We start from the raw sequence: 23,992 nt of genomic DNA on the forward strand, positions 1-23,992 counted from the left end.
GTCTTGATTGCAGTGCGGCTGTAGCTCAGTTGGATAGAGTACTTGGCTACGAACCAAGGGGTCGTGGGTTCGAATCCTGCCAGCCGCACCACCCGTGACGGGGCCTACCGAAAGGTAGGCCCCGTTTCCGTTTGGGCGGCCCACTCTGGGGTGTCCGGATGCGGTGTGACGCGGCGGACAAAAAGAAGCCCGGCGGTGCCGGGCTTTCTGGGGAGAGGGAGGGCAGGGCCGTTCAGCCGATCACAGCACCTTGGCGATCGAGTCGACCACGTAGCCGAGGTTCTTGTCGTTCAGCGCCGCCACGCAGATGCGGCCGGAATCGACGCCGTAGACGCCGAACTCGTCGCGCAGGCGGACCATCTGGTCCTTGTTCAGGCCCGAGTAGCTGAACATGCCCTTCTGCTGGGCGATGAAGCCGAAGTCGCGCGACACGCCCGCAGCCTTCAGGCGCTCCACCAGCGCGCTGCGCATCAGGCGGATGCGACTGCGCATGCCGGCCAGTTCGCTCTCCCACATCTGGCGCAGTTCCGGCGTCGTCAGCACGGTGGCGACGACCTGTGCGCCGTGGGTCGGCGGGTTGGAGTAGTTGGTGCGGATGACGATCTTCAGCTGCGACAGCACACGGGCCGTGTCTTGCTGGCTGTCACAGACCACGCTGAGGGCGCCGACGCGCTCGCCATAGAGCGAGAAACTCTTCGAGAACGAGGTCGAGACGAAGAACTCGATGCCGGCGGCCAGGAACTTCTGGACCGCGGCGCCGTCCTCGGTGATGCCGTCGCCAAAGCCTTGGTAGGCCATGTCCAGGAAGGCGACCAGGCCTTGCCCCTTGACCGCCTCGACGACCTCGTCCCACTGCGCCGGGGTGATGTCGTAGCCGGTCGGGTTGTGGCAGCAAGCGTGCAGCACGACCACGGTGCCAGGAGCGGCGGCGCGCAAGGCGCGGATCATGGCGTCGAAGTTCACGCCCTTTGCCGCCGCGTCGTAGTACGGGTAGGTGCCGACGTTGAAGCCCGCGTTGGTGAACAGCGCGCGGTGGTTCTCCCAGCTCGGGTCGGAGATCAGCACCGTGGCGCCCGGGTTGACGCGCTTGAGGAAGTCCGCGCCGATCTTCAGGCCGCCGGTACCGCCGATGGCCTGCACCGTGGCGACGCGCCCGCCCTTGACCACCTCGCTGTCGGCGCCAAACACGAGGCCCTGCACGGCCTTGTCGTAGGCGGCGATGCCGTCGATCGGCAGGTAGCCGCGCGCCTTGGGCGCTTCCATCATCTGGCGCTCGGCCGCGATGACGCACTGGAGCAGCGGCAGCTTGCCGTTCTCGTCGAAGTAGACGCCCACGCCCAGGTTGACCTTGGCGGGGTTGGTGTCGGCACCGAATTGCTCGTTCAACCCGAGGATCGGGTCACGCGGCGCCATCTCGACGGAGGTGAAGAGGGACATGTTCTGGCCTGTCGGCTGGTGATGGAGTGGGAAACCGCCCTGAGTTACCCTGAGCGGTTGCACAAATTTTAGCGGTGAGGACAGGGTCAGCATGAGTGAACGCCAGCGTACAGGCCTGCCGGAAGCGGTTCGTGCCGAGCTTGCCAACAGCGCCGGAGCGCCCGCCGCCACGGCCACCGATGCCACCGACGCGCCGCCGGGGCAGGGCACCTGGCTGACCTTCGAGGGCTCTCCCTTCGAGCTCTACCAGCCCTATCCGCCGGCCGGCGACCAGCCTGCCGCGATCGACGCGCTGTGCGAGGGCATCCAGGACGGCCTGACCTTCCAGACACTGCTGGGCGTGACCGGCTCGGGCAAGACCTTCACGATGGCCAACACCATCGCCCGCATGGGTCGTCCGGCCATCGTGTTCGCGCCCAACAAGACGCTGGCCGCGCAGCTCTACGCCGAGTTCCGCGAGTTCTTCCCGCGCAACGCGATCGAGTACTTCGTCAGCTACTACGACTACTACCAGCCCGAGGCCTACGTGCCTCAGCGCGACCTGTTCATCGAAAAGGACAGCTCGATCAACGAGCACATCGAGCAGATGCGCCTGTCGGCCACCAAGAGCGTGCTGGAGCGCCGCGACACGGTCATCGTCGCCACCGTCAGCGCCATCTACGGCATCGGCAAGCCCGAGGACTACACCCAGATGCGCTTCATCGTGCGCGTGGGCGACCGCATTGGCCAGCGCGACGCCATCGCGCAGCTGATCCGCATGCAGTACACGCGCAACGACACCGACTTCTCGCGCGGCTCCTTCCGCGTGCGCGGCGACACCATCGACATCTTCCCGGCCGAACACTCCGAGCTGGCCGTGCGCATCGAGATGTTCGACGACGAGGTCGAGGGCCTGCAGCTGTTCGACCCGCTGACCGGCAAGATCCGCCAGAAGGTGCCGCGCTTCACCGTCTACCCCTCCAGCCACTACGTGACGCCCCGCGAGCGCGTGCTGGCCGCGATCGACGGCATCAAGATCGAGCTGCGCGAGCGCCTGGCCGAGTTCGTCGCCGCCGGCAAGCTGGTCGAGGCCCAGCGCATCGAGCAGCGCACCCGCTTCGACCTGGAGATGCTCCAGGAGGTCGGCCACTGCAAGGGCATCGAGAACTACAGCCGACACCTGTCGGGCGCCAAGCCGGGCGATCCGCCGCCGACGCTGGTCGACTACATGCCGCCTGACGCGCTGATGTTCCTCGACGAGAGCCATGTGCTGATCGGCCAGCTTGGCGGCATGTACAACGGCGACCGGGCCCGCAAGACCACGCTGGTCGAATACGGCTTCCGGCTGCCCAGCGCGATGGACAACCGGCCGCTGCGCTTCGAGGAGTTCGAACGCAAGATGCGCCAGGCCGTGTTCGTCTCGGCCACGCCGGCCGATTACGAGAACCGCCATGCCGGCCAGGTGGTCGAACAGGTGGTGCGGCCGACGGGCCTGGTCGACCCGACCGTTGAGGTCCGCCCGGCCACGCACCAGGTCGACGACGTGCTGCAGGAGATCCACCTGCGTGTGGCCGTCCACGAGCGGGTGCTGATCACCACGCTGACCAAGCGCATGGCCGAGCAGCTGACCGACTATCTGTCCGAGAACGGCGTCAAGGTGCGTTACCTGCACTCGGACATCGACACCGTCGAGCGGGTCGAGATCCTGCGTGACCTGCGCCTGGGCACCTTCGATGTGCTGGTGGGCATCAACCTGCTTCGAGAGGGGCTGGACATCCCCGAGGTCTCGCTGGTGGCCATCCTCGATGCCGACAAGGAAGGCTTCCTGCGTGCCGAGCGCAGCCTGATCCAGACCATTGGCCGGGCCGCGCGCAACGTCAACGGCCGGGCCATCCTCTATGCGGACCGTGTCACCGAGTCGATGCGCAAGGCCATCGGCGAGACCGAGCGTCGACGGGCCCGCCAGATCGCCTTCAATGCCGAGCACGGCATCACGCCGCGCGGCATCCGCAAGCAGATCAAGGAGCTGATCGACGGCGTGTATGGCGAAAAATCTGGCCGTGACGCCATCCAGGTCGAGCGCCAGACCGCCGAGGTCGAGGCGCTGTCCGAGAAGGACCTGGGCAAGCGCATCAAGCAGCTCGAGAAACAGATGCTCGAACACGCCCGCAACCTTGAATTCGAGCAGGCCGCCCGCCTGCGTGACCAGCTCGCCCACCTGCGTGAACAGGCCTTCGGCGCTGCCGTGGCCGATCACCCCGTGGTGCCGCCGAGCGCCGCGTCTGGCAAGGGGGCGGCATGAAGCGCCCGATGCCCGACCCGCTGGCCGACGACTCGACCTTGCCTGCCGTGGAACCCGGCCTGCCGCTGCGCGTGCTGATGGTCTGCATGGGCAATGTGTGCCGGTCGCCGACCGCCGAGGCGGTCTTGCGCCACCAGGCCGACATGGCCGGGCTGTCGAGCCGGCTGGTGGTCGACTCCGCCGGCACACATGCCCACCCAAACGATCGGCGGCCGTCCGACCCGCGCTCGATCGCCCACGCCGCCCGACGGGGCTATGACGTGTCGAGCCTGCAATCGCGCAAGGTCCGCGAGGCCGATTTCGAGCGCTTCGACCTGATCCTGGCGATGGATGAGGACAACCTCGACAACCTGCGCAGCATCTGCCCGCCCGAGCGTGCGGGCCGCATCCGCCTGCTCATGAGCTTCGCGCCTGCGGGCGTCACCCGCGTCGTGCCCGACCCGTATTACGGCAGCGCGGCCAACTTCGAGTGGGTCCTCGATCTGGTCGAGGCCGCTTGCGCAGGCCTGGTTCAGCGCATGCAGAACGGTGGAACTGGAAGTGCCCCAGGGTGATCCCAGGGCTGGGCGGCCAGCTGGCACGTGACCCGGCGGTATCCGTACGCAAGCTGCGGACTTCCGTCGGCGCCTCTATAATCGAGTAAAACACTCGGGATAGAGGGCGAGGGTCAACCAGCTTGCAGCCCCGGGTGCGCCAACCCGGCGTTCCCGATGTCGCGAGTTCCAGGAGCACACCACCATGCGATTGACTACCAAAGGCCGTTTTGCAGTAACCGCCATGATTGATCTGGCGCTGCGTGAGCACACCGGGCCGGTGGCCCTGGCAGCCATCAGTTCGCGTCAGCAGATCTCGTTGTCTTACCTTGAGCAGCTGTTCGGCAAGCTGCGCCGTCACGAACTGGTCGAGAGCACCCGCGGTCCCGGCGGCGGTTATTCGCTGGGCCGCAAGGCCGAGGACATCACCGTCGCCGACATCATCGTCGCGGTCGATGAGGCGATCGACGCCACCGGCTGCGGCGGCGGCGAGAACTGCATGGGCGACGACACCGGGCGCTGCATGACGCACGACCTGTGGACCAGCCTGAACGCGAAGATGCTCGAGTACCTGCACTCGATCTCGCTGCGCAGCTTGGTCGAGGATCAGCTTGCCAAGGGCATCTCGGTCGAGGAAGCGCCGATCAAGCGCGCGATCTCGAGCGTGCCGGTGGTCAAGCCGATCAAGATCACCGCGCCGAATTCGGTCTTCGCCCTCGGCAACGCACTCTCCAAGTAAGCCCTTCGACGGACGTCGGACCGGGCCGGCCACCACAGGCCGGACCCGTCCGCTCGCCGCATGACGAACCCGTTTGCACCTTCGCCAGACTTCCGGCCCGCATCATGGACATGACCCCTCACTTCCCGATCTACATGGACTACGGCGCCACCACGCCGTGCGACCCGCGCGTGGTCGACGCGATGGTTCCGTGGCTGCGGGAGCACTTCGGCAACCCCGCGTCGCGCAGCCATGCGTGGGGCTGGGAAGCTGAAGAGGCCGTCGAGAAGGCCCGCGTCCAGGTCGCTGAGCTGATCGGCGCTGACCCGCGCGAGATCGTCTGGACCTCCGGCGCGACCGAGTCGAACAACCTCGCCATCAAGGGCGCGGCACAGTTCTACAAGACCCGCGGCAAGCACATCATCACCGTCAAGACGGAGCACAAGGCCGTGCTTGACACGGTGCGCGAACTCGAACGCCAGGGCTTCGACGCCACCTACCTCGACGTGCAGGAGAACGGCCTGCTCGATCTCGATCGGCTCAAGGACGCGATGCGCCCGGACACCATCCTGGTGTCGGTCATGGCCGTCAACAACGAGATCGGCGTCATCCAGGACCTCGTCACCATCGGCAACCTGTGCCGCGAACGTGGCATCGTCTTCCACGTCGACGCCGCCCAGGCCACCGGCAAGATGCCGCTGGACATGGCCACGCTGCCGGTCGACCTGCTGAGCTTGGCCTCGCACAAGACCTATGGCCCCAAGGGCATCGGCGCGCTCTATGTGCGTCGCAAGCCGCGCATCCGCCTCGAAGCACAGATGCACGGTGGTGGCCACGAGCGCGGCATGCGCTCAGGCACCTTGCCGACCCACCAGTGCGTCGGCATGGGCGAGGCCTTCCGCATCGCCCGCGTCGAGATGGCCGACGAACTCGAGCGCATCCGCAGCCTGCAGCATCGCCTGGTCAACGGCTTGAAGGACATCGAGCAGGTCTTCTTCAACGGCGACCTCGAACGCCGCGTGCCGCACAACATCAACGCGTCCTTCAATTTTGTCGAAGGCGAGTCGCTGATCATGGGCGTCAAGGGCATCGCGGTGTCGTCCGGCTCGGCCTGCACCTCGGCCAGCCTGGAGCCCAGCTATGTGCTGCGCGCCCTCGGCCGCAGCGACGAACTCGCGCATTCGAGCCTGCGCATGACCATCGGCCGCTTCACCACGGGCGAGGAGATCGACTACGCCGTCAGCACCCTGAAGGACCGGGTTGCCAAGCTGCGCGAGCTTTCGCCGCTGTGGGACATGTACAAGGACGGCATCGACATCAGCACCATCCAGTGGGCGGCTCATTGATGGAGCCCCCGGCTGCGGTGATCCGCAGCCACCCCCCGAGGGGTGCGGGGCCGCTGGGTGCGGCTCGGCGCTGACCCCCGGTGTAGGCAACGAAACAGGAGATAGCCATGGCATACAGCGACAAGGTCATCGACCACTACGAAAACCCCCGCAACGTCGGCGCCTTTGACAAGGGCGACGATGACGTCGGCACCGGCATGGTCGGCGCGCCGGCCTGCGGCGACGTCATGAAGCTGCAGATCAAGGTCGATCCGACCACCGGAAAGATCGAGGACGCGCGCTTCAAGACCTACGGCTGCGGCTCGGCCATCGCCTCCAGCTCGCTCGTGACCGAATGGGTCAAGGGCAAGACGCTCGATGAGGCGCTGACCATCAAGAACACCCACATCGCCGAGGAGCTGGCGCTGCCACCGGTCAAGATCCATTGCTCGATCCTGGCCGAGGACGCCATCAAGGCCGCCGTCGACGACTACAAGGCCCGTCACGGCCAGACCCAGTAAGCCGCAAGCCGCCCTCGAGCCCATCCCCATGTCCGTCACCCTCAGCGAAGCCGCCGCGCGGCACGTCACCCGATACCTGGCCCGTCGCGGCAAGGGCGTGGGCGTGCGCCTGGGCGTCAAGACCACCGGCTGTTCCGGCCTGGCCTACAAGCTCGAATACGCCGATGACATCGCCCCCGAGGACCATGTCTTCGAGGATCGCGGCGTCAAGGTCCTGATCGACCCCAAGAGCCTGCCCTACCTCGACGGCACCGAGCTGGACTTCGTTCGAGAAGGCCTCAACGAGGGCTTCAAGTTCCACAACCCGCGCGAGAAGGACCGCTGCGGCTGCGGCGAATCCTTCCGGGTCTGAACCTCGGCGGGCGTCGACCGGCGCCCGCGATGCCCACCAAGCGCGGCTCCGGCCGCGTTTGTTCATCTTGCGCATGAACCTCCACGACGACGACTTCACGCTGTTCGACCTGCCCCGCCGCCAGGCGCTGGATGTGGCCGCGCTCGACCAGCGCTGGAAGGCGCTGCAGGGCGAGGTGCATCCCGACCGCTTTGTCGCCCAGGGTGCTGCCGCGCTGCGCGTGGCGATGCAGTGGGCCGTGCGCGTCAACGAGGCCTACCGGCGCCTGAAGCAGCCGCTGAGCCGCGCGGCCTACCTGTGCGAGCTGCACGGCGCGCCGATCGAGGCCGAGAACAACACGGCCATGCCGGCCGACTTCCTGATGCGCCAGATGGCGTGGCGCGAGGCCCTCGATGAGGCCGTGACGCTGGCCGATGTCCAGACCCTGGCCGACGAGGTCGCCGCCGAGGACGCCCGCCTGCATGCCGACCTGGCCGAGCGCATCGACCTGCACGCCGACTGGCCTGGCGCCGCCGCGCGGGTCCGCGCCCTGATGTTCGTCGCGCGCTTTGCCGCCGACGTCGACCGGCGCCTCGACGCGCTGGAACCATGACGCCCCCGCGACACCCGGCGACATCCGCCGTCCCTCCTGCCGACCGCCCCCGACATCCGAGCTGACATGGCCCTCCTGCAGATTTCCGAACCCGGCCAGACCCCGGACCCGCACCAGCGCCGCATCGCGGTCGGCATCGACCTGGGCACCACCCATTCGCTGGTCGCCGCCATCCGCCACGGCGTGCCCGAGTGCCTGCCCGACAGCGCCGGCCGCGTCATCCTGCCTTCGGCCGTGCGCTACCTCGACGGCGGCCGCCGCGCCATCGGTGCGGCCGCGCTGGCCGCTCAGGCGGAGGACCCGCTCAACACGCTGGTGTCGGTCAAGCGCTTCATCGGCCGCAGCCTGGCCGACCTGGCCGGAGCCGCCGAGCTGCCCTATCGCTTCATTGACCAGCCCGGCATGGTCGCCATCGAGACCCGCGCGGGCATCAAATCGCCGGTCGAGGTCTCCGCCGAGATCCTCGCCACGCTGCGCCAGCGTGCCGAGGACAGCTTCGACACCGACGAGTTGCACGGCGCCGTCATCACCGTGCCGGCCTACTTCGACGACGCTCAGCGCCAGGCCACCAAGGACGCCGCCGAGCTGGCCGGCCTGCAGGTGCTGCGCCTGCTCAACGAGCCGACCGCCGCTGCCATCGCCTACGGTCTGGACAATGCCGTCGAAGGCCTCTACGCCGTCTACGACCTGGGCGGCGGGACCTTCGACATCTCGCTGCTGCGCCTGTCCAAGGGCGTCTTCGAGGTCGTCGCCGTGGGCGGTGATTCGGCCCTGGGTGGTGACGACTACGACGCCCGCCTCGCCAACCTGCTGCTCGAACGCGCCGGCCATGCCGGCGGCCTCCAGTCGCTCGCCGGCCAGCCGCAGCGGGCCGTGCTGGTCCAGGCCCGCCGCGTCAAGGAACTGCTGTCCAGCGCCAACGTGGCCGACGTCACCGTGCCGCTGCCTTCGGGTGACGTCGCCCTGTCGGTCAGCCGCGCCGACTTCGAGGCCGCCACCGCCGAACTGACCGCCCGCACCATCACGCTGATGAAGCGCGTGCTGCGCGACGCCAAGGTCAAGGCCGACGAGGTGCAGGGCACCGTCATGGTCGGCGGCTCGACCCGCATGCCGGCCGTGCGTGCGGCGGTGGCCGCATTCAGCGGGCGCGAGCCGCTGGTCAACCTCAACCCCGACGAGGTCGTGGCCCTCGGTGCCGCCGTGCAGGCCCATGCGCTGGCCGGCAACGCCCGCGACGGCGACATGCTGCTGCTCGACGTCACGCCGCTCTCGCTCGGCATCGAGACCATGGGCGGACTGGTCGAACGTGTCATCGAGCGCAACTCGACCCTGCCGGTGGCCAAGGCGCAGGACTTCACCACCTACAAGGACGGCCAGACCGCCATGGCCATCCACGTGGTGCAGGGCGAGCGCGAACTGGTCGCCGACTGCCGCTCGCTGGCCCGCTTCGAGCTGCGTGGCCTGCCGCCGCTGGTCGCCGGAGCGGCGCGCATCCGCGTCACCTTCCAGGTCGACGCCGACGGGCTGCTCTCGGTCAGCGCCCGCGAGCTGACCTCCGGCGTCGAGGCCGCCATCACCGTCAAGCCCAGCTATGGCCTGAGCGACGACCAGGTCGCCAACATGCTCAAGGAAGGCTTCACCGAGGCCGAGGCCGACATCGCCCGCCGCGCGCTGCACGAGGCCCGCGCCGAAGGCGAGCGCCTCGCGCTGGCCACCGACAGCGCCCTGGCCGCCGACGCCGACCTGCTGAGCGCCGCCGAACGGGTCGCCATCGAGGCGCTGGTGGCCGGTGTTCGCCACGCCAGCCGGGGCGAGGACAGCGCCGCCATCGAGGCCGCCACCCGCGCCCTCACCGAAGGCACCGAGGCCTTCGCCGCGGCCCGCATGAACCGCGGCATCCGGCAAGCCCTGACCGGCCGCCGCATCGAAGACGTCTGAGCCACACACGATGCCCACCATCAAGATCCTGCCCCACGCCGCCCTCTGCCCCGCAGGCAAGACCATCGACGCCGCGCCCGGTACCTCGGTCTGCGAGGCCTTGCTCGAAAACGGCATCGAGATCGAACACGCCTGCGACATGAGTGCCGCCTGCACCACCTGCCACGTCATCGTGCGCCAGGGCTTCGGCTCGCTCAACGAGATGGACGAGACCGAGGAAGACCTGCTCGACCGCGCGTGGGGTCTCGAAGCCGACTCGCGCCTGAGCTGCCAGGCCATCGTCGCCCGCGCCGATCTGGTCGTGGAGATCCCGCGCTACACCATCAACCACGCCCGCGAGAATCACTGACCGACGACTGCCGGAGAGCCTCGATGCGCCAGATCTTCCTCGACACCGAAACCACCGGCCTGAACCCCGAGACCGGCGACCGCATCGTCGAGATCGGCTGCGTCGAGATGGTCAACCGCCGCCTGACCGGCCGCCACTTCCACGAATACCTCAACCCCGAACGGCCGGGCAATGAGGAAGCCATCAAGATCCACGGCTTGACCGACGCCTTCTTGGCCGACAAGCCCGTCTTCCGGGCCGTCTCGCAAGCCTTCGTCGACTACGTGCGCGGGGCCGAGGTCATCATCCACAACGCGGCCTTCGACATCGGCTTCCTCAATGCCGAACTGAAGCGCATCGGCCTGCCGCCGATGTCCACGCTCGTCAGCGGTGTCGTCGACACCTTGTTGATGGCGCGCGAGCAGTACCCCGGCAAGGCCAACTCGCTGGATGCGCTGTGCAAGCGCCTGGAGGTCGACAACACCCACCGCACGCTGCACGGCGCGCTGATGGATGCCGAACTGCTGGCGGAGGTCTACATCCGCCTGACCCGTGGCCAGAACGCGCTGGGCATCGACGCTGGCGGCGAGGACGGCGCCTCCGACGGCCACGGCGTCGACGAGGCGCTGATGCAGGTCGACCTCTCCACCTTCGCGCTTCCCGTCATCCGCGCCAGCGAGTCCGAAGCCAGCGCTCACGCCAGCGTCCTCACCGAACTCGACAAGGCCAGCGGCGGCAAGACGGTCTGGCGCACCCACCCCGACCTCAACCCAGCCACGGCTCCGGCAACCGAAGCCACCGCCTGAGGCAAAAAAGTCACGCCGAGGGCTGGCGCACCCAGTCTCTTCATTGGCATAATTGCGGTCTTCGCGGCAGCCATGCCAAGAAAACCCGAAAACGGCCAGCCGGCCACCCCGGCGCCCCCAGTTTCGGGCGGTTAGCTCAGCGGTAGAGCACTGCCTTCACACGGCAGGGGTCGCAGGTTCGAACCCTGCACCGCCCACCAGGATAAGCCCCGTAAGTCATTGATTTACGGGGCTTTTTCTCTTCTGGCGGTCCATTTCCCAGGCCTTGATGCGCCCTTCAGCGCCGAGAAGCCGCCCGCTGTGACCGCAACCGTGCCCAGCGGTGTCACAAGCCTGCCGTCGGTGCGTCCGCCAATCGCCGGTGCCCGATGTGTCAGGCGCATCCGGCGGGTCATCTGGTGATGTTGCACTGCACCATCCAAGGCACAATCCCCACCGGCCTTGCCGGCGCCTGCCTCGTCGCTGCCGGCTCGTTCACCCGATCTCCTTCCGACCGAAAGACCTCCGATGCGCCGTGTCGTGTTCAACCAGAAGGGTGGCGTGGGCAAGTCCACGATCACCAGCAACCTGGCCGCCATCAGCGCCAGCCAGGGCCTGCGCACCCTCGTGCTCGACCTGGACGCGCAGGGCAACACCACGCGCTACCTGCTGGGGGATGGGGCGGATGCGCTGGAGACCTCGGTGGCCGAGTTCTTCAACCAGACCCTGAGCTTCGCCTTCGACCCGAAGAAGTCGGCCGGCTACATCTACGAGACGCCGTTCGAGAACCTGCACCTGATGCCGTCCAGCCCCGCGCTGGAGGAACTGCACGGCAAGCTGGAGTCGCGCTACAAGATCTACAAGCTGCGCGACGCGCTGGATGCCTTGGCCGAAGACTACGACCGCATCTACATCGACACGCCGCCGGCGCTGAACTTCTACACGCGCAGTGCCTTGATCGCCGCGCAGCGTTGCCTGATCCCGTTCGACTGCGACGACTTCTCGCGCCGCGCGCTCTACGCGCTGCTCGACAACGTCAAGGAAATCCAGGCCGACCACAACCCTGGCCTGCAGGTCGAAGGCATCGTGGTCAACCAGTTCCAGCCGCGTGCCAGCCTGCCGCAGAAGGTCGTGCAGGAACTGATCGACGAAGGCTTGCCCGTCCTGCAGCCCTACCTGTCGGCCTCGGTCAAGATCAAGGAATCGCATGAGCTGTCGCGGCCCATGATCCACCTTGATGCGCGGCACAAGCTGACGCAGGAATACGTCGCGCTGCACGACGGCCTGAAGGGCTGAGGCCCCCCAGCGCCGCGCCGTCGGCCCTCAGGCCTGCCGGTGGTAGCCCTTCTTGCCGATGCGCTGCGCCAGCGGGCTGCGGATGTCGCCAGTGGCCTCCAGCCGGGCCAGCGCGGCGGCGATGTCGACCTTGGGTTGCCAGCCCAGCACCTCGCGTGCGGCGCGGTTGTCGTACACGCGGTCCAGCGTCTCGGGCGGCGTCCAGCCCTCTCGGGCATAGACGGCTTCCCAGCCGGGCAGACGCTGGTGCAACACGGTGACGGCATCGCGGCCCAGGGCGGCACAGTCCTCGCGCCGGAAGGGCGTTGTCGCGCTGACGATGAAGCGGCCGAAGCCGATGCGCGGCGCCTCGCGCAAGGCAACGCGGTGGGCCTCGACCACGTCCTCGATGTCGACACGCCGGTGCAGGAACTCGTTGGCCTGGAGGTTGTCCTGCGTGCGCCGCAGAAGCGCGGTCGGGTCGTCATCGTCCTCGGGGAAGAAGCGGCTGGTTCGCAGCACGAGCACCGGCAGGCGCGTCAGACGGTGCATCAGCTCGCACAGGTCTTCGGCAGCGATCTTGGTCGCACCGTAGATGTTGCGCACGACCGGCGCCAGCGTCTCGTCCACCCACACCGCCGGAGCGCCTGGCGGCGGGCGCAGGGCGGCACCGAAGGCGCTGGTCGTGCTGGTGAAGACGACGCCTGACACGCCCTCGGTGGCGGCGGCTTCCAGCAGGTTCAGCGTGCCGGTGACATTGGTGTCGATGAAGGCCTGGCGCGCATGGGTCTGGACATGCGGCTTGTGCAGCGTGGCGGTGTGCAGGACCTGCGTGACGCCGGCCATCGACTCACGCACGAAGGCCGCATCGGCGATGTCGCCGACGCGGTCGGTCCATGGCGAGGGCAGGCGGTCGATGCCGAGGACCGGCACGCCTTCGGCGCGCAGCGTGCGCATCAGCGCCTCGCCGAGGTGGCCTGCACTGCCCGTGACAAGGGTCGTCATGCGAGCAACGCTTGCGCCCGACGCTGCGGGTGGCTCACAGGCTGACCCAGCCGCCCTGGCGCTCGCTGGCGTAGAGCGCGTCGATGATGCGCATGTTCTGCACGGCATCCTCGACGCCATAGGGCAGCGGCCCGTCGCCACGCACCGCCGCCGAGAAGGCCTCGCCCTGCAGCTGGTACTGGTCGCTCTCCGCGACGGTCTGGGTGTTGATGCCGGCACCGTCCAGCGCCCGGCCATCGTCCAGCCGGATCTGGGTGCTCGCACCCTGCGGGGCGTTGAAGGGGATGACGATCTCGATGCGGCCGTGTTCGCCGACCAACTGGATGCGCTGGTAGGGCACCGTCTGCATCGCGACGCTGAAGTTCAGCTGGCGGCCGGCGCCGAAGTCCAGCATCGCGCTGAAGAGGCGGTCGGTGCCGAAGGCCGGGTCACGGTCGGCGAGCGCGACCACGCGCAGCGGTTCGCTCTCGAAGAACCAGCGGCCGGCGACGACCGGGTAGCAACCGATGTCGTAGAGCGCACCGCCGCCGATGTCGGCCTGGTTGCGGATGTTGCCCGGGTCGTTGTTGAAGTAGGAGAACCAGACCTGGATGCCGACCAGCCGGCCGATGCGGCCGCTGCGCACGAGGTCGCGGGCGCGGATCCACTGCGGGTGGAAGCGCACCATGAAGGCTTCCATGATGTGGACATGGCCGGCCACCTCGCGCAACTGCGCGGCCTCGTCGGCATTCAGCGCGATCGGCTTCTCGCACAGCACATGCTTGCCGGCGCGTGCAGCGGCCAACGTCATCGGCACGTGCAGGTGGTTGGGCAGCGGGTTGTAGACCGCCTCGATGGCCGGGTCGGCCAGCAGTTCCTCGTAGCTGCCGTAGGCCACCGGGATGCCGAGCTTGGCGGCCTCGGACTGGGCGGTCGCGAGATGGCGCGACGCCAAGGCGCGGATCTCCAGCTGGTCGCTTTTCTGCATGCCCGGCAGGACCTTGGTGGTGCCGATGCGGGCGGTGCTCAGCACGCCCCAGACGATCTTGCGCATGGTGTGGTCTCTCTCGTGGTGGATCGGGTTCGACGGGTTCAGGCCGCCGCGCGCAGCACACGCGCCAAGTCGGCCGGGTCGACCGAGAGGGCCGCGCCGAAGCCCGCGACATGCCGCACGGCGGTCGGCCGCAGCGCGACGAACTGGAAGTCGGGCAGCTGCGTCATCAGCTCGGACTGCGGGAAGCGCGCCAGGTAGCTCGCACGGGCCTGCGCATGGCCGACGGTGCCGGCGTCGAGGAACACGGCCGTCGCCGACAGGCTGACCCGCGGCAGCGCCTGTGGCGTGTCGGCCGCATCGTCACCGGCCACGACCAGCAGGGCGACCCGCGGCTCGCGACGCATCTGGCGGGTGTGGGCGGCGAGTTCGCTCACGTGCAGGACCAGGGCCACCTCACCGGCCGAATCACCGGTCGAATCGCCAGCCGAATCGCCGACAGCCTCGATCAGCACTGCAAACGGCACCATCGACAGCGCCGGCAGGCCGGCCTCGTCGAGCGTGCCGAGCGAGGCCACATGGCGTCCAACAAACAGGGCCAGCAGGTCGCGGTCGGACTTGGACAGGTGCAGATCGGCGCTCATCGTGGGGCTCCTGAATGCCGTGGATGTCTTCAGTGGGCTTCATCCCAGTTGTGGCCGACACCGACCTCGGCCACCAGCGGCACGCGCAGCGCGGCCACTCCGGCCATCAGGCGCGGCAAGGCCTCGCGGGCCCAGTCGAGTTCGTCTGGCGGCACTTCCAGCACGAGTTCGTCGTGCACCTGCATGATCATGCGGCTGGCGCGGCCTTCGCGGTCCAGGGTCTCCTGCACCGCCACCATCGCCAGCTTGATCAGGTCTGCCGCCGTGCCCTGCATCGGCGCGTTGATGGCCTGACGTTCGGCACCGGCCTTGCGCGGGCCGTTGCCGCCGTTGATCTCGGGCAGGTAGATGCGCCGGCCGAAGAGCGTCTCGACGTAGCCGAGCGCCTTGGCCGAGGCCTTGGTGTCGTCCATGTAGCGGCGCACGTCCGGGTAGCGGGCGAAGTAGCGGTCGATGTAGTCGCGCGCGGCCTTCTGTTCGATGCCCAGGCTCTGCGCCAGCCCGAAGGCGCCCATGCCGTAGATCAGGCCGAAGTTGATGGTCTTGGCATAACGCCGCTGCTCGGTCGTGACCTGCTCCAGCGCGATCCCGAAGACCTCGGCCGCCGTCGCGCGGTGCACGTCCAGGCCGTCGGCAAAGGCCTTGAGCAGGTTGGCATCGCCGCTGATGTGGGCCATCAGTCGCAGCTCGATCTGCGAATAGTCGGCGCTGACCATGGACCAGCCCTCGGGTGGCACGAAGGCCTCGCGCACGCGCCGGCCCTCGGTCGTGCGGATGGGGATGTTCTGCAGATTGGGGTCGTTGCTGGACAACCGCCCGGTGATCGCCACCGCCTGCGCGTAGTTCGTGTGCACGCGGCCGGTGGCCGGGTTGACCATCTGCGGCAGCTTGTCGGTGTAGGTGCCCTTGAGCTTGGCGAGGCTGCGGTGTTCGAGGATGCGCGCCGGCAGCGGGTAGTCGGCGGCGAGTTCCTGCAGCACGTCCTCGTCCGTGCTGGGCGCGCCGGTGGCGGTCTTCTTGCGCACCGGCAGGCCGAGCTTGACGAACAGGATCTCGCCGATCTGCTTGGGACTGCCCATGTTGAAGGGCTGGCCGGCGATGGCGTGGGCCTCCTGCTCCAGCGCCATCATGCGCTGGGCCAGTTGCTGGCTCTGGCGCGCCAGCACGCCGGCATCGATGCGCACGCCGATGCGCTCGATGCGCGCGAGCACCTCGCAGGCCGGCAGCTCGATGCGCTCGTAGAGCTCGCGCAAGCGGGGTTCGGCTTCGAGCTGCGGCCACAGCGTCGCGTGGACCTGCAGCGTCATCTCGCTGTCCTCGCCGGAATAGGTCGTCGCCTGGTCGACCGCGACGTGGCTGAAGGGGATCTGGTTGACGCCCTTGCCGCACAGGTCCTCGTAGGCGATGCCGCTGCGGCCGAGGTGGCGCTCGGCCAGGCTGGCCAGACCATGCGGCTTGTGGGCTTCGAGCACATAGCTCTGCAGCATCGTGTCGTGGACCAGGCCGCGCACCGTGATGCCGTGGTTGGCCAGCACGTGGCGGTCGTACTTGATGTTCTGGCCGACCTTGGCCGCGCCCGCGTCTTCCAGCCACGGCCGCAGCCGCGCCAGCACCTCCTCGAGTGGCAACTGTTCGGGCGCGCCGGGATAGTCGTGGCCGACGGGCACGTAGGCGGCTTCGTAGGGCTGGACCGCGAAGCTGATGCCGACGATGCGGGCGCGCATCGCGTCGAGCGAGTCGGTCTCGGTGTCGAGAGCCGACAGCGGCGCGGCGCACAAGCGGGCGATCCAGGCGTCGAGGGCCTCGAAGGTGGTGATGCAGTCGTAGCGCTGGTCGGGCGCGGGTGCGGCAGCCGGCGCCGTCGCATCCGATGCCATGCGTGGCACTGGCTCAGCGACTGAGCCACCTGCCGGAGCTGGCGCATTGGCCGCACCCATCTGCGCACCGATCTGCGCCCCTATCTGCGCCTCCAGGTCGCGTTTCCAGGTCCTGAAACCGTGGCGGGTGTAGAAGGCCAGGAGCGCCTCGCGGTCGGCCTCGCGCAGCGCCAGGGCTTCGAGCCCGGGCCAGCCGTCGACATGGTCGGCGAGGTCGCAGTCGCACCTGACGGTGACCAGCCGGCGGCCGGTCGGCAGCCAGTCCAGCGCGCGGCGCAGGTTCTCGCCAGCCACACCCTTGATCGACGCGGCATTGGCCACCACGCCGTCGAGCGAGCCGTGTTCTGCGATCCACTTGGCGGCGGTCTTCGGGCCGACCTTGTCGACGCCGGGCACGTTGTCGACGGTGTCGCCCATCAGGGTCAGGTAGTCGACGATGCGGTCCGGCGGCACGCCGAACTTGGCCATCACGCCGTCGACGTCCAGCGACTCGCGGCTCATGGTGTTGATCAGCGTGACGTGGGGCGTGACCAGCTGCGCCAGGTCCTTGTCGCCGGTGGAGATCAGCACCCGGTGGCCGCTGGCCTCGGCGACCCGCGCGAGGGTGCCGATGGCGTCGTCGGCCTCAATCCCGGGCACCTCCAGCACGGGCCAGCCGAGCAGGCGCACGACCTCGTGGATGGGCTCGATCTGGGCGCGCAGATCCTCGGGCATCGGCGCACGCTGGGCCTTGTACTCGGGGTACCACTCGTCGCGGAAGGTCGGGCCCTTGGCATCGAAGACGCAGGCTGCGTGTTCGGCGGCGAACTGGCCGCGCAGCTGGGTCAGCATGGCCACCAGGCCGTGAACCGCCCCGGTCGGCTGGCCCTCAGGGCCGCGCAGGTCGGGCATCGCGTGGTAGGCGCGGTAGAGGTAGCTGGAGCCGTCGACCAGCAGCAGCAGCGGGCGCTGCGCCGGGCTGGCGGCGGGGTTGTCGTGGTCCGGGGTCTCGCTCATCCGGGCATTGTGCTTCGGGAGCCCCGGTTCGCAGCCCGCCCGGGAGCGGCCCTTCGGCAGGCCCCGCCTAGAATCTCCGGCATGTCATCCCGCCCTGCCACCGCCCTCGCTGCCCTGGCGCTCTGCGCCTTGTTGCAGCCGGTCGCCGCCCAGACTGCCGCCCTGCGTCCTGACGCTGGCGACGCCCCGGCCGCACGCCCCGAACCCCGCGTCGAGCGGGTGGTCATCGACGAGGGCGGCAACGCCACCCGGATCGAGGAAGAGCACGTCCGCGGCGAGGTCCGCAGCATCCATGTGCAACCGCGTGGCGTCGTCCGCAAGGGCTACGAGATCATGTCCGCCAACGGTGGCCGCAACCCCTCCGACACGCTCACGCGTGGTGTGGTCGGCCAGCGGCTGTGGTCGGTGCTGAGCTTCTGAGGCGGCGATGGCAGTCTTCACCGAGGTGACGGCCGACGAGGCCGGCCAGCTGAGCGCCCGCCTGGGCCTGGGCCATGTCGTCGCGCTGCGCGGCATCACGTCTGGCATCGAGAACACCAACTACTTCCTGACCACCGACAAGGGTGATGGCAACGGCGAGCAGCAGTGGGTGCTGACCTTGTTCGAGCGCCTGACGGCCGAGCAGCTGCCCTTCTATCTGCACCTGATGAAGCACCTGGCCGGGCACGGCATTCCCGTGCCGGACCCGCAGGCCGATGCCACGGGCGAGATCCTGCACGCGCTGTGCGGCAAGCCGGCGGCGGTGGTCGACAAGCTCTCGGGCGGTCACCAGCTCGCGCCCTCGGTCTGGCACTGCCAGCAGGTCGGCCAGATGCTGGCGCGCATGCACCTGGCGGGCCGCGACTTCGACCGGCACCAGCCCAACCTGCGCGGCCTGCCGTGGTGGCAGGAGACGGTGCCGGTGGTGCTGCCCTTCATGACCGCGCCGCAGCGTGCGCTGATCGAGCAGGAACTGGCCTTCCAGACCGACCTGGCCCACAGCGCCGCCTATGCCGCGCTGCCCCGCGGGCCGGTCCATGCCGACCTGTTCCGCGACAACGTCATGTTCGACGGCCTGCCCGGCCACGAGAAGCTGACCGGCTTCTTCGATTTCTATTTCGCTGGTGTCGACACCTGGCTGTTCGACCTCGCGGTCTGCCTCAACGACTGGTGCATCGCGCTGGACACCGGCCGGCTCGACGAGGAACGTGCGCAGGCCTTCGTCACCGCCTACGACCGCGAACGTGCGCTCGGCCACGACGAGATCCGCTTGTTGCCTGCCCTGCTGCGAGCCGGCGCGCTGCGCTTCTGGACCTCGCGCCTGTGGGACTACCACCTGCCGCGCGAGGCCTCGATGCTCAAGCCGCACGACCCCGCCCACTTCGAGCGTGTGCTGCGTGAACGGGTCGACAACCCGTGGCACTGGCTGCGCGACGACGGTCGCCCCGACTGAACCTGCCCCGCGCCAGAGACCCCCACCCCATGAAACTGCGCAACGCCCGCGCCCGCGACGGGCTGGCCTGGACCCTGGACGGCCTGCGCTGCTTGCGCCGCCAGCCCTTGCACCTGACGGGTCTGTTCGGCGTGATGCTGTTCAGCCTCGCGCTGCTGTCGCGCCTGCCGGTGATCGGCGCGGTGCTGGTCACGACGCTGCTGCCGGCCATGACCGCCGGCTGGGTCCATGCCATCGAGCAGATGCGTCGCCACGACACCAAGGCCACGCCCGGCCTGCTGTTCGCGCCGCTGCTGCAGGCTGGCCCCAACCGCATCACGCTGCTCAAGGTCGGCCTGGCCCACGGCCTGTGCGTGCTGGTGCTGCTGGCGCTGGTCGACCTGCTCGATCCATCCTTCGGACAGGCCTGGAACGACATGGGCGATGCCTCGAACGAGGAAGCGCAGGCCCGCGCGATGCAGTCGCTGCAGGTCGGCATGTTGTGGCGTCAGGTCATCGTCGTGCCGATCTCGATGATCTTCTGGCACGCGCCGGTGCTGGTGCACCGCGACGGCATGGGCCTGGGCAAGGCCATCTTCGCCAGCGCCCTGGCCTCGCTGCGCAATGCCAGCGCCTTTGTGGTCTACGGCGCCTCGTGGCTGGCGATTTCCGCCTTGATGGTCGGCGTGCTGCTCTTGCTGGGCAATCCGCAACTCGTGCTGCTGATCGCTGTGCCGCTGGCCATGCTGATGTCGGCAGCCTTCTACGCCTCGCTGCACGCGACGGTGCATGGGTGCATCGATTTCGGCGACGTCAAGACACCGGACGACACGGCGGAAGACGCGCGCTGAACCAGCAGGTTCAGAACGTCAACGTCTTCACGCCTTCGGCTGTCCCCAGCAGGCAGACCGCCGCCTTGTGGCGCGCGAAGATGCCCACGCAGACGACGCCGGGCCACTGGTTGACCTCGGTCTCCATGGCCAGCGGGTCGGTGATCTTCAGGCCGCGCACATCGAGGATCGGGTTGCCGTTGTCGGTCGTCACGCCGGCCCGGACCGTGGCCTGCACGCCCGGCATGGCGTTGAAGCGGCGGGCGACCTGGGCGGCGGCCATCGGGATGACCTCCACCGGCAGCGGGAAGGTGCCCATCACGTCGACCAGCTTGCTCGCGTCGGCGATGCAGACGAAGCGTTCGGCCAGGTCGGCGACGATCTTCTCGCGTGTCAGCGCGGCACCGCCGCCCTTGATCATGTGGCCGCCGTGGTCGATCTCGTCGGCACCGTCGATGTAGACGGGGATGCGGTCAACGTCGGCCGCATCGAAGACCTCGATGCCCAGCGCCTGCAGCCGCTCGGTGCTGCGGATCGAACTGGAGACCGCGCCGCGGATGTGGTCGCGCATGGTGCCCAGGGCGTCGATGAAGCAGTTCACCGTCGAACCGGTCCCCACGCCGACGATGGCGCCCTCGGGCACGTAGGCCAACGCGGCCTGGCCAACAACGGCCTTGAGTTGGTCTTGCGTCATCGGGGCGGCGGGCGAGGTCGTCATGGCAGCGGGTTCAGGAGCGTTGCAAAAGTCGCCGAAAGGGCTTCGGGGACAATCCGAAATTATGGCCTTGGTCCCCTACGCACTCACCCGTCCCTTCCTGTTCGGACTCGATCCGGAAGCGGCCCATGAACTCACGCTCGACGGCATCGCCCGGCTGCAGAACACGCCGCTGCAATGCCTTTGGGCCCAGGCCCGTGTGGCCGATCCGGTGACGATCGCCGGCTTGCGTTTCCCCAACCGCATCGGCCTGGCGGCCGGTCTCGACAAGAACGGCCGCTGCATCGACGGCCTCGGCGCCATGGGCTTCGGCTTCATCGAGGTCGGCACCGTGACCCCGCTGGGCCAGCCCGGCAATCCGAAGCCGCGCATGTTCCGCCTGCCGGCGAAGAACGCGCTGATCAACCGCCTGGGCTTCAACAACGAAGGCCTCGCCAGCTTCCTGGCCAACGTGCAGCGCGCCACGTCCTTCCGCCGCGCCGGCGGGGTGCTCGGCTTGAACATCGGCAAGAACGCCGCCACGCCGATCGAGCGTGCGGCAGACGACTACCTGGCCGCGCTGGCCGGCGTCTACCCGCATGCCGACTACGTGACGGTCAACATCTCCAGCCCCAACACCCAGAACCTGCGCGCGCTGCAAAGCGACGCGGCGCTCGACGCCTTGCTCGGCGCGCTGCAGGCGCGGCGCCAGCAACTGGCCGCCGAACACGGCCGTCATGTGCCCATGTTCGTCAAGATCGCGCCCGACCTCGACGAGGCCCAGGTCGGCGTGATCGCCGCGACGCTGCGCGCCAACGGCATCGACGGTGTCATCGCCACCAACACCACGCTGGCCCGCGATGCCGTCGCCGGCCTGCCCCATGCCGACGAGACCGGCGGCCTCTCGGGCGCCCCGGTCTTCGCGGCCAGCAACCGCGTCATCGCCCAGCTGCGCGCCGCCCTCGGCAGCGCCTATCCCATCATCGGCGTGGGCGGCGTGCTGTCCGGCGCCGACGCCCGCGCCAAGCGGGCGGCCGGCGCGGACCTGGTGCAGGTCTACACCGGCCTGATCTACCGCGGTCCGGCGCTGGTGCCGGAATGTGCGAGGGCGATGAAGGGGTGAGGGCTGAGGGCTGACCCCAGTCCCGCTCAGGACGGCCTGAGCCAGCCCCCGGACTGGCCCGGCTTCACGCCGCTATTCCGGACCTCGCGGCGCAGCGCTGTTCCCAGAATCAGCCGCCATGACCGCCCTTGCTGCTCCTCAGCCACCGTCCGACCCACCTCTGGCACCGCCCGACGGTGTCGACGGCGTGGCCGAGGCGCCGCCGGTGGATCCGGCCGTGGCGGCGGCGGCGCTGGAAGCGGCTGAGCGGGAGGCGCAGCTGGCGCGGCTGATGCAGCGCATGCAGAAGACGGCCGACTTCCCGGCGCTGAAGGACTCGATCCGCGGCATCCAGAAGATCTCGCGCTCGGACACCGCCCATCTGCGCGCGCTCAGCGACGAGGTGCTGGGCGATGTCGGGCTGACCAACAAGCTGCTGCGTCTGATCAACACGGCCTTCTACAGCTCGGTCGGCGGCGGCGGCATCACCAGCATCAAGCGGGCAATTGCGCTGATGGGCTTCCAGTCCATCGGCATGCTGGCGGCCTCGCTGGCGCTGTTCGAGAAGCTGCCCAAGGGCCCCGATGGCGAACGGGTGCGGGCCGAGTTCCGGCGCGCGTTGCTGGCCGGCATGCTGGCCAGCGAGATGTGTCCAGGCTTCAAGCACCAGGAGCTGGCCTATCTGAGCGCGCTGTTCCAGAACCTCGGCACGATGCTGGGCTGGATGCACTTCAAGGACGAGGCGGCCGAGATCGAGGCCAAGCTGGTCGACCTGCGCGCGGCCGCTGCCGCCGAGGAGGCCGAAGCCGGCGCGACCGCTGCCCAGGAGGACGCCCACCCCGATCCGCACCACAGCACCGTGCAGCAGACCGCCCGCGAGGTGCTGGGCATCGGCTTCGAAGACCTGGGCGTCGAGGTGGCGCGCCAATGGGGCTGGCCCGAAGACCTGCAGCTGGCGCTGCGCCGCCTTCATCCGCGTGACCCTGAACAACCCGCCAGCAGCGACGAGCGCCTGCGGGTGGCCTGCACGGCCGCCAACCTGCTGGCGGCCAGGCTGGAGAACCTGCACGACCCGGAGCAGATCGAAGCCTGTCTGGCCGACTTCCTGCCCGCCTGGGCCGTGCCGCTGGGCATCACCGACGAGATGCTCGCCGGCATGGTCGAACGGGCGCGGGGCGAATGGATCGAGATGGCGACGCTGCTGGGTCTGCCGGTGCCGCCGGGCGTTGCTGGCAAGGGTGGCAAGAGCGGCAAGGCAGTGCCTGCCAAGGTGGCATCCAGTGCGGGCAACGGCCCCGAACTGATCAAGCCGAAGACGGCGGCGACCGGTGCCGGCGCGGCGCGTCCAGCCCCGCCCCCGGTGGTCGTGCCGGCTGCCGTGGGCCAGGCGCTGGGCCGGGCGCTGGAGGCCGTCAGCGAACTGGCCATGTCCGACGCCCCGCTGGGCGCCGTGCTGCAGGCGCTGATGACGCAGATCCAGCAAGCCCTGCAGCTGCAGCGCATCGTGGTCTGCCTGCGCGAGCCGGCCAGCGGCGACCTGGTCGGGCGCATCGGCCTGGGCGACCGGGCCAGCACACTGGCGCCGCAGTTCCGCATCGCGCTGAACCCGCCGAGCTGTCTGTTCGGGCTGCTGTGCGCCAAGAACGCCGACACCTTGATCTCTGACGCCGCTGATCCGGTCATCGCCCAGCGCCTGCCGGCCTGGTATGCGCGGCAGGTGCAGGCGCCCACCTTCTTGCTGCTGCCGCTCAAGCTCGGCGACAAGCCACTCGGCCTGATCTATGGCGACCGCACGCGGGCCCACTCGCTGCAGGTCGGTGATGCGGAATTGACGCAGCTCAAGGCCATGCGCAACCAGCTGATCATGGCCATGCGCATGCGTGGCGCCGCCGGTTGAGCGCGACCTGAACCCGAAACCGATCCGGGCAACACGCCGACGCGGTCGTGACATCCGCATGACTTGAAACCGGCCGAATTGCGCTAATCTGGATTCATCCACGGATTCACCATGTTCACCTCCATGCGCATCCTGTTCCGACTTGTCCTGGTCCTGGCGGCCACCGTCTTCATGGCCAGCCTGGCCGTCGCCGGGGCGATCCTGGCGCTGGGCTATGCGCTGTGGTGCCTGGTGCAGGGCCGTCGCCCGCAGTGGCCGACGATCTTCATGGGCCCGCTGCGCCACATGCGCCGCCACGGCACCGGCTTCCCCGGCAACCGGCCGGGCTCGCGCGCCAGCGCATCCAGCCCGATGCCGGGCTGGCGCCGCAGCGGCCATCCGGCCGATGCCGGCGTGATCGAGGGCAATGCCCGCGAGCTGTGAGCGGCCCGGGCAGCTGGTTTGACGGCCTGACTGCCTGACCTCGCCCCACCGTCCCGCA

General features: G+C 68.8%; 23 protein-coding genes and 2 tRNA genes. 19 read left to right on the plus strand and 6 right to left on the minus strand.

Features of this window, described 5'->3' with window-relative positions; all coding sequences use genetic code 11:
- Window positions 1-14 precede the first annotated feature (14 nt).
- Window positions 15-91: transfer RNA gene (locus EV685_RS16065), tRNA-Arg, on the plus strand.
- A 149-nt stretch (window positions 92-240) separates the two neighbouring features.
- Here EV685_RS16065 and EV685_RS16070 read toward each other — a convergent pair.
- Window positions 241-1,437 (minus strand): amino acid aminotransferase, encoded by a 1,197-nt coding sequence (locus EV685_RS16070; RefSeq protein WP_130483061.1) that lies wholly within the window; start codon window positions 1,435-1,437, stop codon window positions 241-243.
- A 91-nt stretch (window positions 1,438-1,528) separates the two neighbouring features.
- On the opposite strand from EV685_RS16070, the gene uvrB reads away from it, so the two are divergent.
- The 12 genes from uvrB to EV685_RS16130 all read left to right on the plus strand — a co-directional run bounded on the left by uvrB (window position 1,529) and on the right by EV685_RS16130 (window position 12,106).
- On the plus strand, window positions 1,529-3,718 hold the full coding sequence (gene uvrB / locus EV685_RS16075; RefSeq protein ID WP_130483062.1) for an excinuclease ABC subunit UvrB: 2,190 nt from the start codon (window positions 1,529-1,531) through the stop codon (window positions 3,716-3,718).
- 77 nt (window positions 3,719-3,795) lie between these two features.
- Window positions 3,796-4,272: a low molecular weight protein-tyrosine-phosphatase gene (locus tag EV685_RS16080; RefSeq protein WP_130483378.1), complete on the plus strand. Its 477-nt coding sequence runs from the start codon at window positions 3,796-3,798 to the stop codon at window positions 4,270-4,272.
- Window positions 4,273-4,456: 184 nt separating this feature from the next.
- Window positions 4,457-4,990 (plus strand): Rrf2 family transcriptional regulator, encoded by a 534-nt coding sequence (locus EV685_RS16085; RefSeq protein ID WP_130483063.1) that lies wholly within the window; start codon window positions 4,457-4,459, stop codon window positions 4,988-4,990.
- Window positions 4,991-5,094: 104 nt separating this feature from the next.
- Entirely contained in the window at window positions 5,095-6,315 is a 1,221-nt protein-coding gene (locus EV685_RS16090) for an IscS subfamily cysteine desulfurase (RefSeq protein WP_130483064.1), read from the plus strand.
- A gap of 107 nt (window positions 6,316-6,422) precedes the next feature.
- Window positions 6,423-6,815 carry a Fe-S cluster assembly scaffold IscU gene (gene iscU, locus EV685_RS16095; protein WP_130483065.1) on the plus strand — a complete coding sequence of 131 codons (393 nt, stop codon included), beginning with the start codon at window positions 6,423-6,425 and terminating at the stop codon, window positions 6,813-6,815.
- Window positions 6,816-6,843: 28 nt separating this feature from the next.
- Window positions 6,844-7,167 carry an iron-sulfur cluster assembly protein IscA gene (gene iscA, locus EV685_RS16100; protein WP_130483066.1) on the plus strand — a complete coding sequence of 108 codons (324 nt, stop codon included), beginning with the start codon at window positions 6,844-6,846 and terminating at the stop codon, window positions 7,165-7,167.
- Window positions 7,168-7,240: 73 nt separating this feature from the next.
- Window positions 7,241-7,759 (plus strand): Fe-S protein assembly co-chaperone HscB, encoded by a 519-nt coding sequence (gene hscB / locus EV685_RS16105; RefSeq protein WP_130483067.1) that lies wholly within the window; start codon window positions 7,241-7,243, stop codon window positions 7,757-7,759.
- 66 nt (window positions 7,760-7,825) lie between these two features.
- Complete coding sequence (hscA, locus tag EV685_RS16110) at window positions 7,826-9,697, plus strand: Fe-S protein assembly chaperone HscA (protein ID WP_130483068.1); 1,872 nt, start codon at window positions 7,826-7,828, stop codon at window positions 9,695-9,697.
- A gap of 10 nt (window positions 9,698-9,707) precedes the next feature.
- Window positions 9,708-10,046 carry an ISC system 2Fe-2S type ferredoxin gene (gene fdx / locus EV685_RS16115; RefSeq protein WP_130483069.1) on the plus strand — a complete coding sequence of 113 codons (339 nt, stop codon included), beginning with the start codon at window positions 9,708-9,710 and terminating at the stop codon, window positions 10,044-10,046.
- A 23-nt stretch (window positions 10,047-10,069) separates the two neighbouring features.
- Complete coding sequence (dnaQ, locus tag EV685_RS16120; protein ID WP_130483070.1) at window positions 10,070-10,831, plus strand: DNA polymerase III subunit epsilon; 762 nt, start codon at window positions 10,070-10,072, stop codon at window positions 10,829-10,831.
- 125 nt (window positions 10,832-10,956) lie between these two features.
- Window positions 10,957-11,031 (plus strand) — tRNA-Val (locus tag EV685_RS16125).
- A 307-nt stretch (window positions 11,032-11,338) separates the two neighbouring features.
- On the plus strand, window positions 11,339-12,106 hold the full coding sequence (locus EV685_RS16130) for a ParA family protein (RefSeq protein ID WP_130483071.1): 768 nt from the start codon (window positions 11,339-11,341) through the stop codon (window positions 12,104-12,106).
- Window positions 12,107-12,133: 27 nt separating this feature from the next.
- Here EV685_RS16130 and EV685_RS16135 read toward each other — a convergent pair whose 3' ends face one another.
- From EV685_RS16135 to polA, 4 genes are read right to left on the minus strand one after another with little or no spacing between them, the layout of a single operon-like run.
- Window positions 12,134-13,090: an NAD-dependent epimerase/dehydratase family protein gene (locus EV685_RS16135; RefSeq protein ID WP_130483072.1), complete on the minus strand. Its 957-nt coding sequence runs from the start codon at window positions 13,088-13,090 to the stop codon at window positions 12,134-12,136.
- Window positions 13,091-13,124: 34 nt separating this feature from the next.
- Window positions 13,125-14,123, minus strand: a complete 999-nt coding sequence (locus tag EV685_RS16140; RefSeq protein ID WP_130483073.1) for a Gfo/Idh/MocA family protein — start codon at window positions 14,121-14,123, stop codon at window positions 13,125-13,127.
- A gap of 38 nt (window positions 14,124-14,161) precedes the next feature.
- Window positions 14,162-14,704 carry a pyridoxamine 5'-phosphate oxidase family protein gene (locus EV685_RS16145; RefSeq protein WP_130483074.1) on the minus strand — a complete coding sequence of 181 codons (543 nt, stop codon included), beginning with the start codon at window positions 14,702-14,704 and terminating at the stop codon, window positions 14,162-14,164.
- Between the two features lie 29 nt (window positions 14,705-14,733).
- On the minus strand, window positions 14,734-17,577 hold the full coding sequence (gene polA, locus EV685_RS16150) for a DNA polymerase I (protein WP_130483075.1): 2,844 nt from the start codon (window positions 17,575-17,577) through the stop codon (window positions 14,734-14,736).
- Window positions 17,578-17,658: 81 nt separating this feature from the next.
- On the opposite strand from polA, the gene EV685_RS16155 reads away from it, so the two are divergent.
- Genes EV685_RS16155 through EV685_RS16165 form a run of 3 tightly spaced genes read left to right on the plus strand, consistent with a single transcriptional unit; the run spans window position 17,659 to window position 19,839 of the window.
- On the plus strand, window positions 17,659-17,997 hold the full coding sequence (locus tag EV685_RS16155) for a hypothetical protein (RefSeq protein ID WP_130483076.1): 339 nt from the start codon (window positions 17,659-17,661) through the stop codon (window positions 17,995-17,997).
- A 7-nt stretch (window positions 17,998-18,004) separates the two neighbouring features.
- Window positions 18,005-19,009 carry a homoserine kinase gene (locus EV685_RS16160; protein ID WP_130483077.1) on the plus strand — a complete coding sequence of 335 codons (1,005 nt, stop codon included), beginning with the start codon at window positions 18,005-18,007 and terminating at the stop codon, window positions 19,007-19,009.
- Between the two features lie 29 nt (window positions 19,010-19,038).
- Complete coding sequence (locus tag EV685_RS16165; protein ID WP_130483078.1) at window positions 19,039-19,839, plus strand: BPSS1780 family membrane protein; 801 nt, start codon at window positions 19,039-19,041, stop codon at window positions 19,837-19,839.
- Between the two features lie 10 nt (window positions 19,840-19,849).
- Here EV685_RS16165 and rpiA read toward each other — a convergent pair whose 3' ends face one another.
- Window positions 19,850-20,512, minus strand: coding sequence for a ribose-5-phosphate isomerase RpiA (gene rpiA, locus EV685_RS16170; protein WP_207224864.1), 663 nt, complete (start codon window positions 20,510-20,512; stop codon window positions 19,850-19,852).
- An 85-nt stretch (window positions 20,513-20,597) separates the two neighbouring features.
- Between rpiA and EV685_RS16175 the strand changes: the two genes are divergently transcribed.
- The 3 genes from EV685_RS16175 (at window position 20,598) to EV685_RS16185 (ending at window position 23,934) form a co-directional block, all read left to right on the plus strand.
- Window positions 20,598-21,635 carry a quinone-dependent dihydroorotate dehydrogenase gene (locus EV685_RS16175; protein ID WP_130483080.1) on the plus strand — a complete coding sequence of 346 codons (1,038 nt, stop codon included), beginning with the start codon at window positions 20,598-20,600 and terminating at the stop codon, window positions 21,633-21,635.
- A 118-nt stretch (window positions 21,636-21,753) separates the two neighbouring features.
- Window positions 21,754-23,511 carry an HDOD domain-containing protein gene (locus tag EV685_RS16180; RefSeq protein WP_130483081.1) on the plus strand — a complete coding sequence of 586 codons (1,758 nt, stop codon included), beginning with the start codon at window positions 21,754-21,756 and terminating at the stop codon, window positions 23,509-23,511.
- A gap of 111 nt (window positions 23,512-23,622) precedes the next feature.
- Entirely contained in the window at window positions 23,623-23,934 is a 312-nt protein-coding gene (locus tag EV685_RS16185; protein ID WP_130483082.1) for a hypothetical protein, read from the plus strand.
- Window positions 23,935-23,992: the final 58 nt, after the last annotated feature.

The sequence above is a fragment of the Sphaerotilus mobilis genome (assembly GCF_004216565.1).
Classification (GTDB): Bacteria; Pseudomonadota; Gammaproteobacteria; order Burkholderiales; family Burkholderiaceae_C; genus Sphaerotilus; species Sphaerotilus mobilis.

Bases quoted from the DNA above. Each gene is read 5' to 3' on its own strand.
- EV685_RS16070 (WP_130483061.1), bottom strand. From the start codon at position 1,437: ATGTCCCTCTTCACCTCCGTCGAGATGGCGCCGCGTGACCCGATCCTC.
- uvrB (WP_130483062.1), top strand. From the start codon at position 1,529: ATGAGTGAACGCCAGCGTACAGGCCTGCCGGAAGCGGTTCGTGCCGAG.
- EV685_RS16080 (WP_130483378.1), top strand. From the start codon at position 3,796: ATGGTCTGCATGGGCAATGTGTGCCGGTCGCCGACCGCCGAGGCGGTC.
- EV685_RS16085 (WP_130483063.1), top strand. From the start codon at position 4,457: ATGCGATTGACTACCAAAGGCCGTTTTGCAGTAACCGCCATGATTGAT.
- EV685_RS16090 (WP_130483064.1), top strand. From the start codon at position 5,095: ATGGACATGACCCCTCACTTCCCGATCTACATGGACTACGGCGCCACC.
- iscU (WP_130483065.1), top strand. From the start codon at position 6,423: ATGGCATACAGCGACAAGGTCATCGACCACTACGAAAACCCCCGCAAC.
- iscA (WP_130483066.1), top strand. From the start codon at position 6,844: ATGTCCGTCACCCTCAGCGAAGCCGCCGCGCGGCACGTCACCCGATAC.
- hscB (WP_130483067.1), top strand. From the start codon at position 7,241: ATGAACCTCCACGACGACGACTTCACGCTGTTCGACCTGCCCCGCCGC.
- hscA (WP_130483068.1), top strand. From the start codon at position 7,826: ATGGCCCTCCTGCAGATTTCCGAACCCGGCCAGACCCCGGACCCGCAC.
- fdx (WP_130483069.1), top strand. From the start codon at position 9,708: ATGCCCACCATCAAGATCCTGCCCCACGCCGCCCTCTGCCCCGCAGGC.
- dnaQ (WP_130483070.1), top strand. From the start codon at position 10,070: ATGCGCCAGATCTTCCTCGACACCGAAACCACCGGCCTGAACCCCGAG.
- EV685_RS16130 (WP_130483071.1), top strand. From the start codon at position 11,339: ATGCGCCGTGTCGTGTTCAACCAGAAGGGTGGCGTGGGCAAGTCCACG.
- EV685_RS16135 (WP_130483072.1), bottom strand. From the start codon at position 13,090: ATGACGACCCTTGTCACGGGCAGTGCAGGCCACCTCGGCGAGGCGCTG.
- EV685_RS16140 (WP_130483073.1), bottom strand. From the start codon at position 14,123: ATGCGCAAGATCGTCTGGGGCGTGCTGAGCACCGCCCGCATCGGCACC.
- EV685_RS16145 (WP_130483074.1), bottom strand. From the start codon at position 14,704: ATGAGCGCCGATCTGCACCTGTCCAAGTCCGACCGCGACCTGCTGGCC.
- polA (WP_130483075.1), bottom strand. From the start codon at position 17,577: ATGAGCGAGACCCCGGACCACGACAACCCCGCCGCCAGCCCGGCGCAG.
- EV685_RS16155 (WP_130483076.1), top strand. From the start codon at position 17,659: ATGTCATCCCGCCCTGCCACCGCCCTCGCTGCCCTGGCGCTCTGCGCC.
- EV685_RS16160 (WP_130483077.1), top strand. From the start codon at position 18,005: ATGGCAGTCTTCACCGAGGTGACGGCCGACGAGGCCGGCCAGCTGAGC.
- EV685_RS16165 (WP_130483078.1), top strand. From the start codon at position 19,039: ATGAAACTGCGCAACGCCCGCGCCCGCGACGGGCTGGCCTGGACCCTG.
- rpiA (WP_207224864.1), bottom strand. From the start codon at position 20,512: ATGACGCAAGACCAACTCAAGGCCGTTGTTGGCCAGGCCGCGTTGGCC.
- EV685_RS16175 (WP_130483080.1), top strand. From the start codon at position 20,598: ATGGCCTTGGTCCCCTACGCACTCACCCGTCCCTTCCTGTTCGGACTC.
- EV685_RS16180 (WP_130483081.1), top strand. From the start codon at position 21,754: ATGACCGCCCTTGCTGCTCCTCAGCCACCGTCCGACCCACCTCTGGCA.
- EV685_RS16185 (WP_130483082.1), top strand. From the start codon at position 23,623: ATGTTCACCTCCATGCGCATCCTGTTCCGACTTGTCCTGGTCCTGGCG.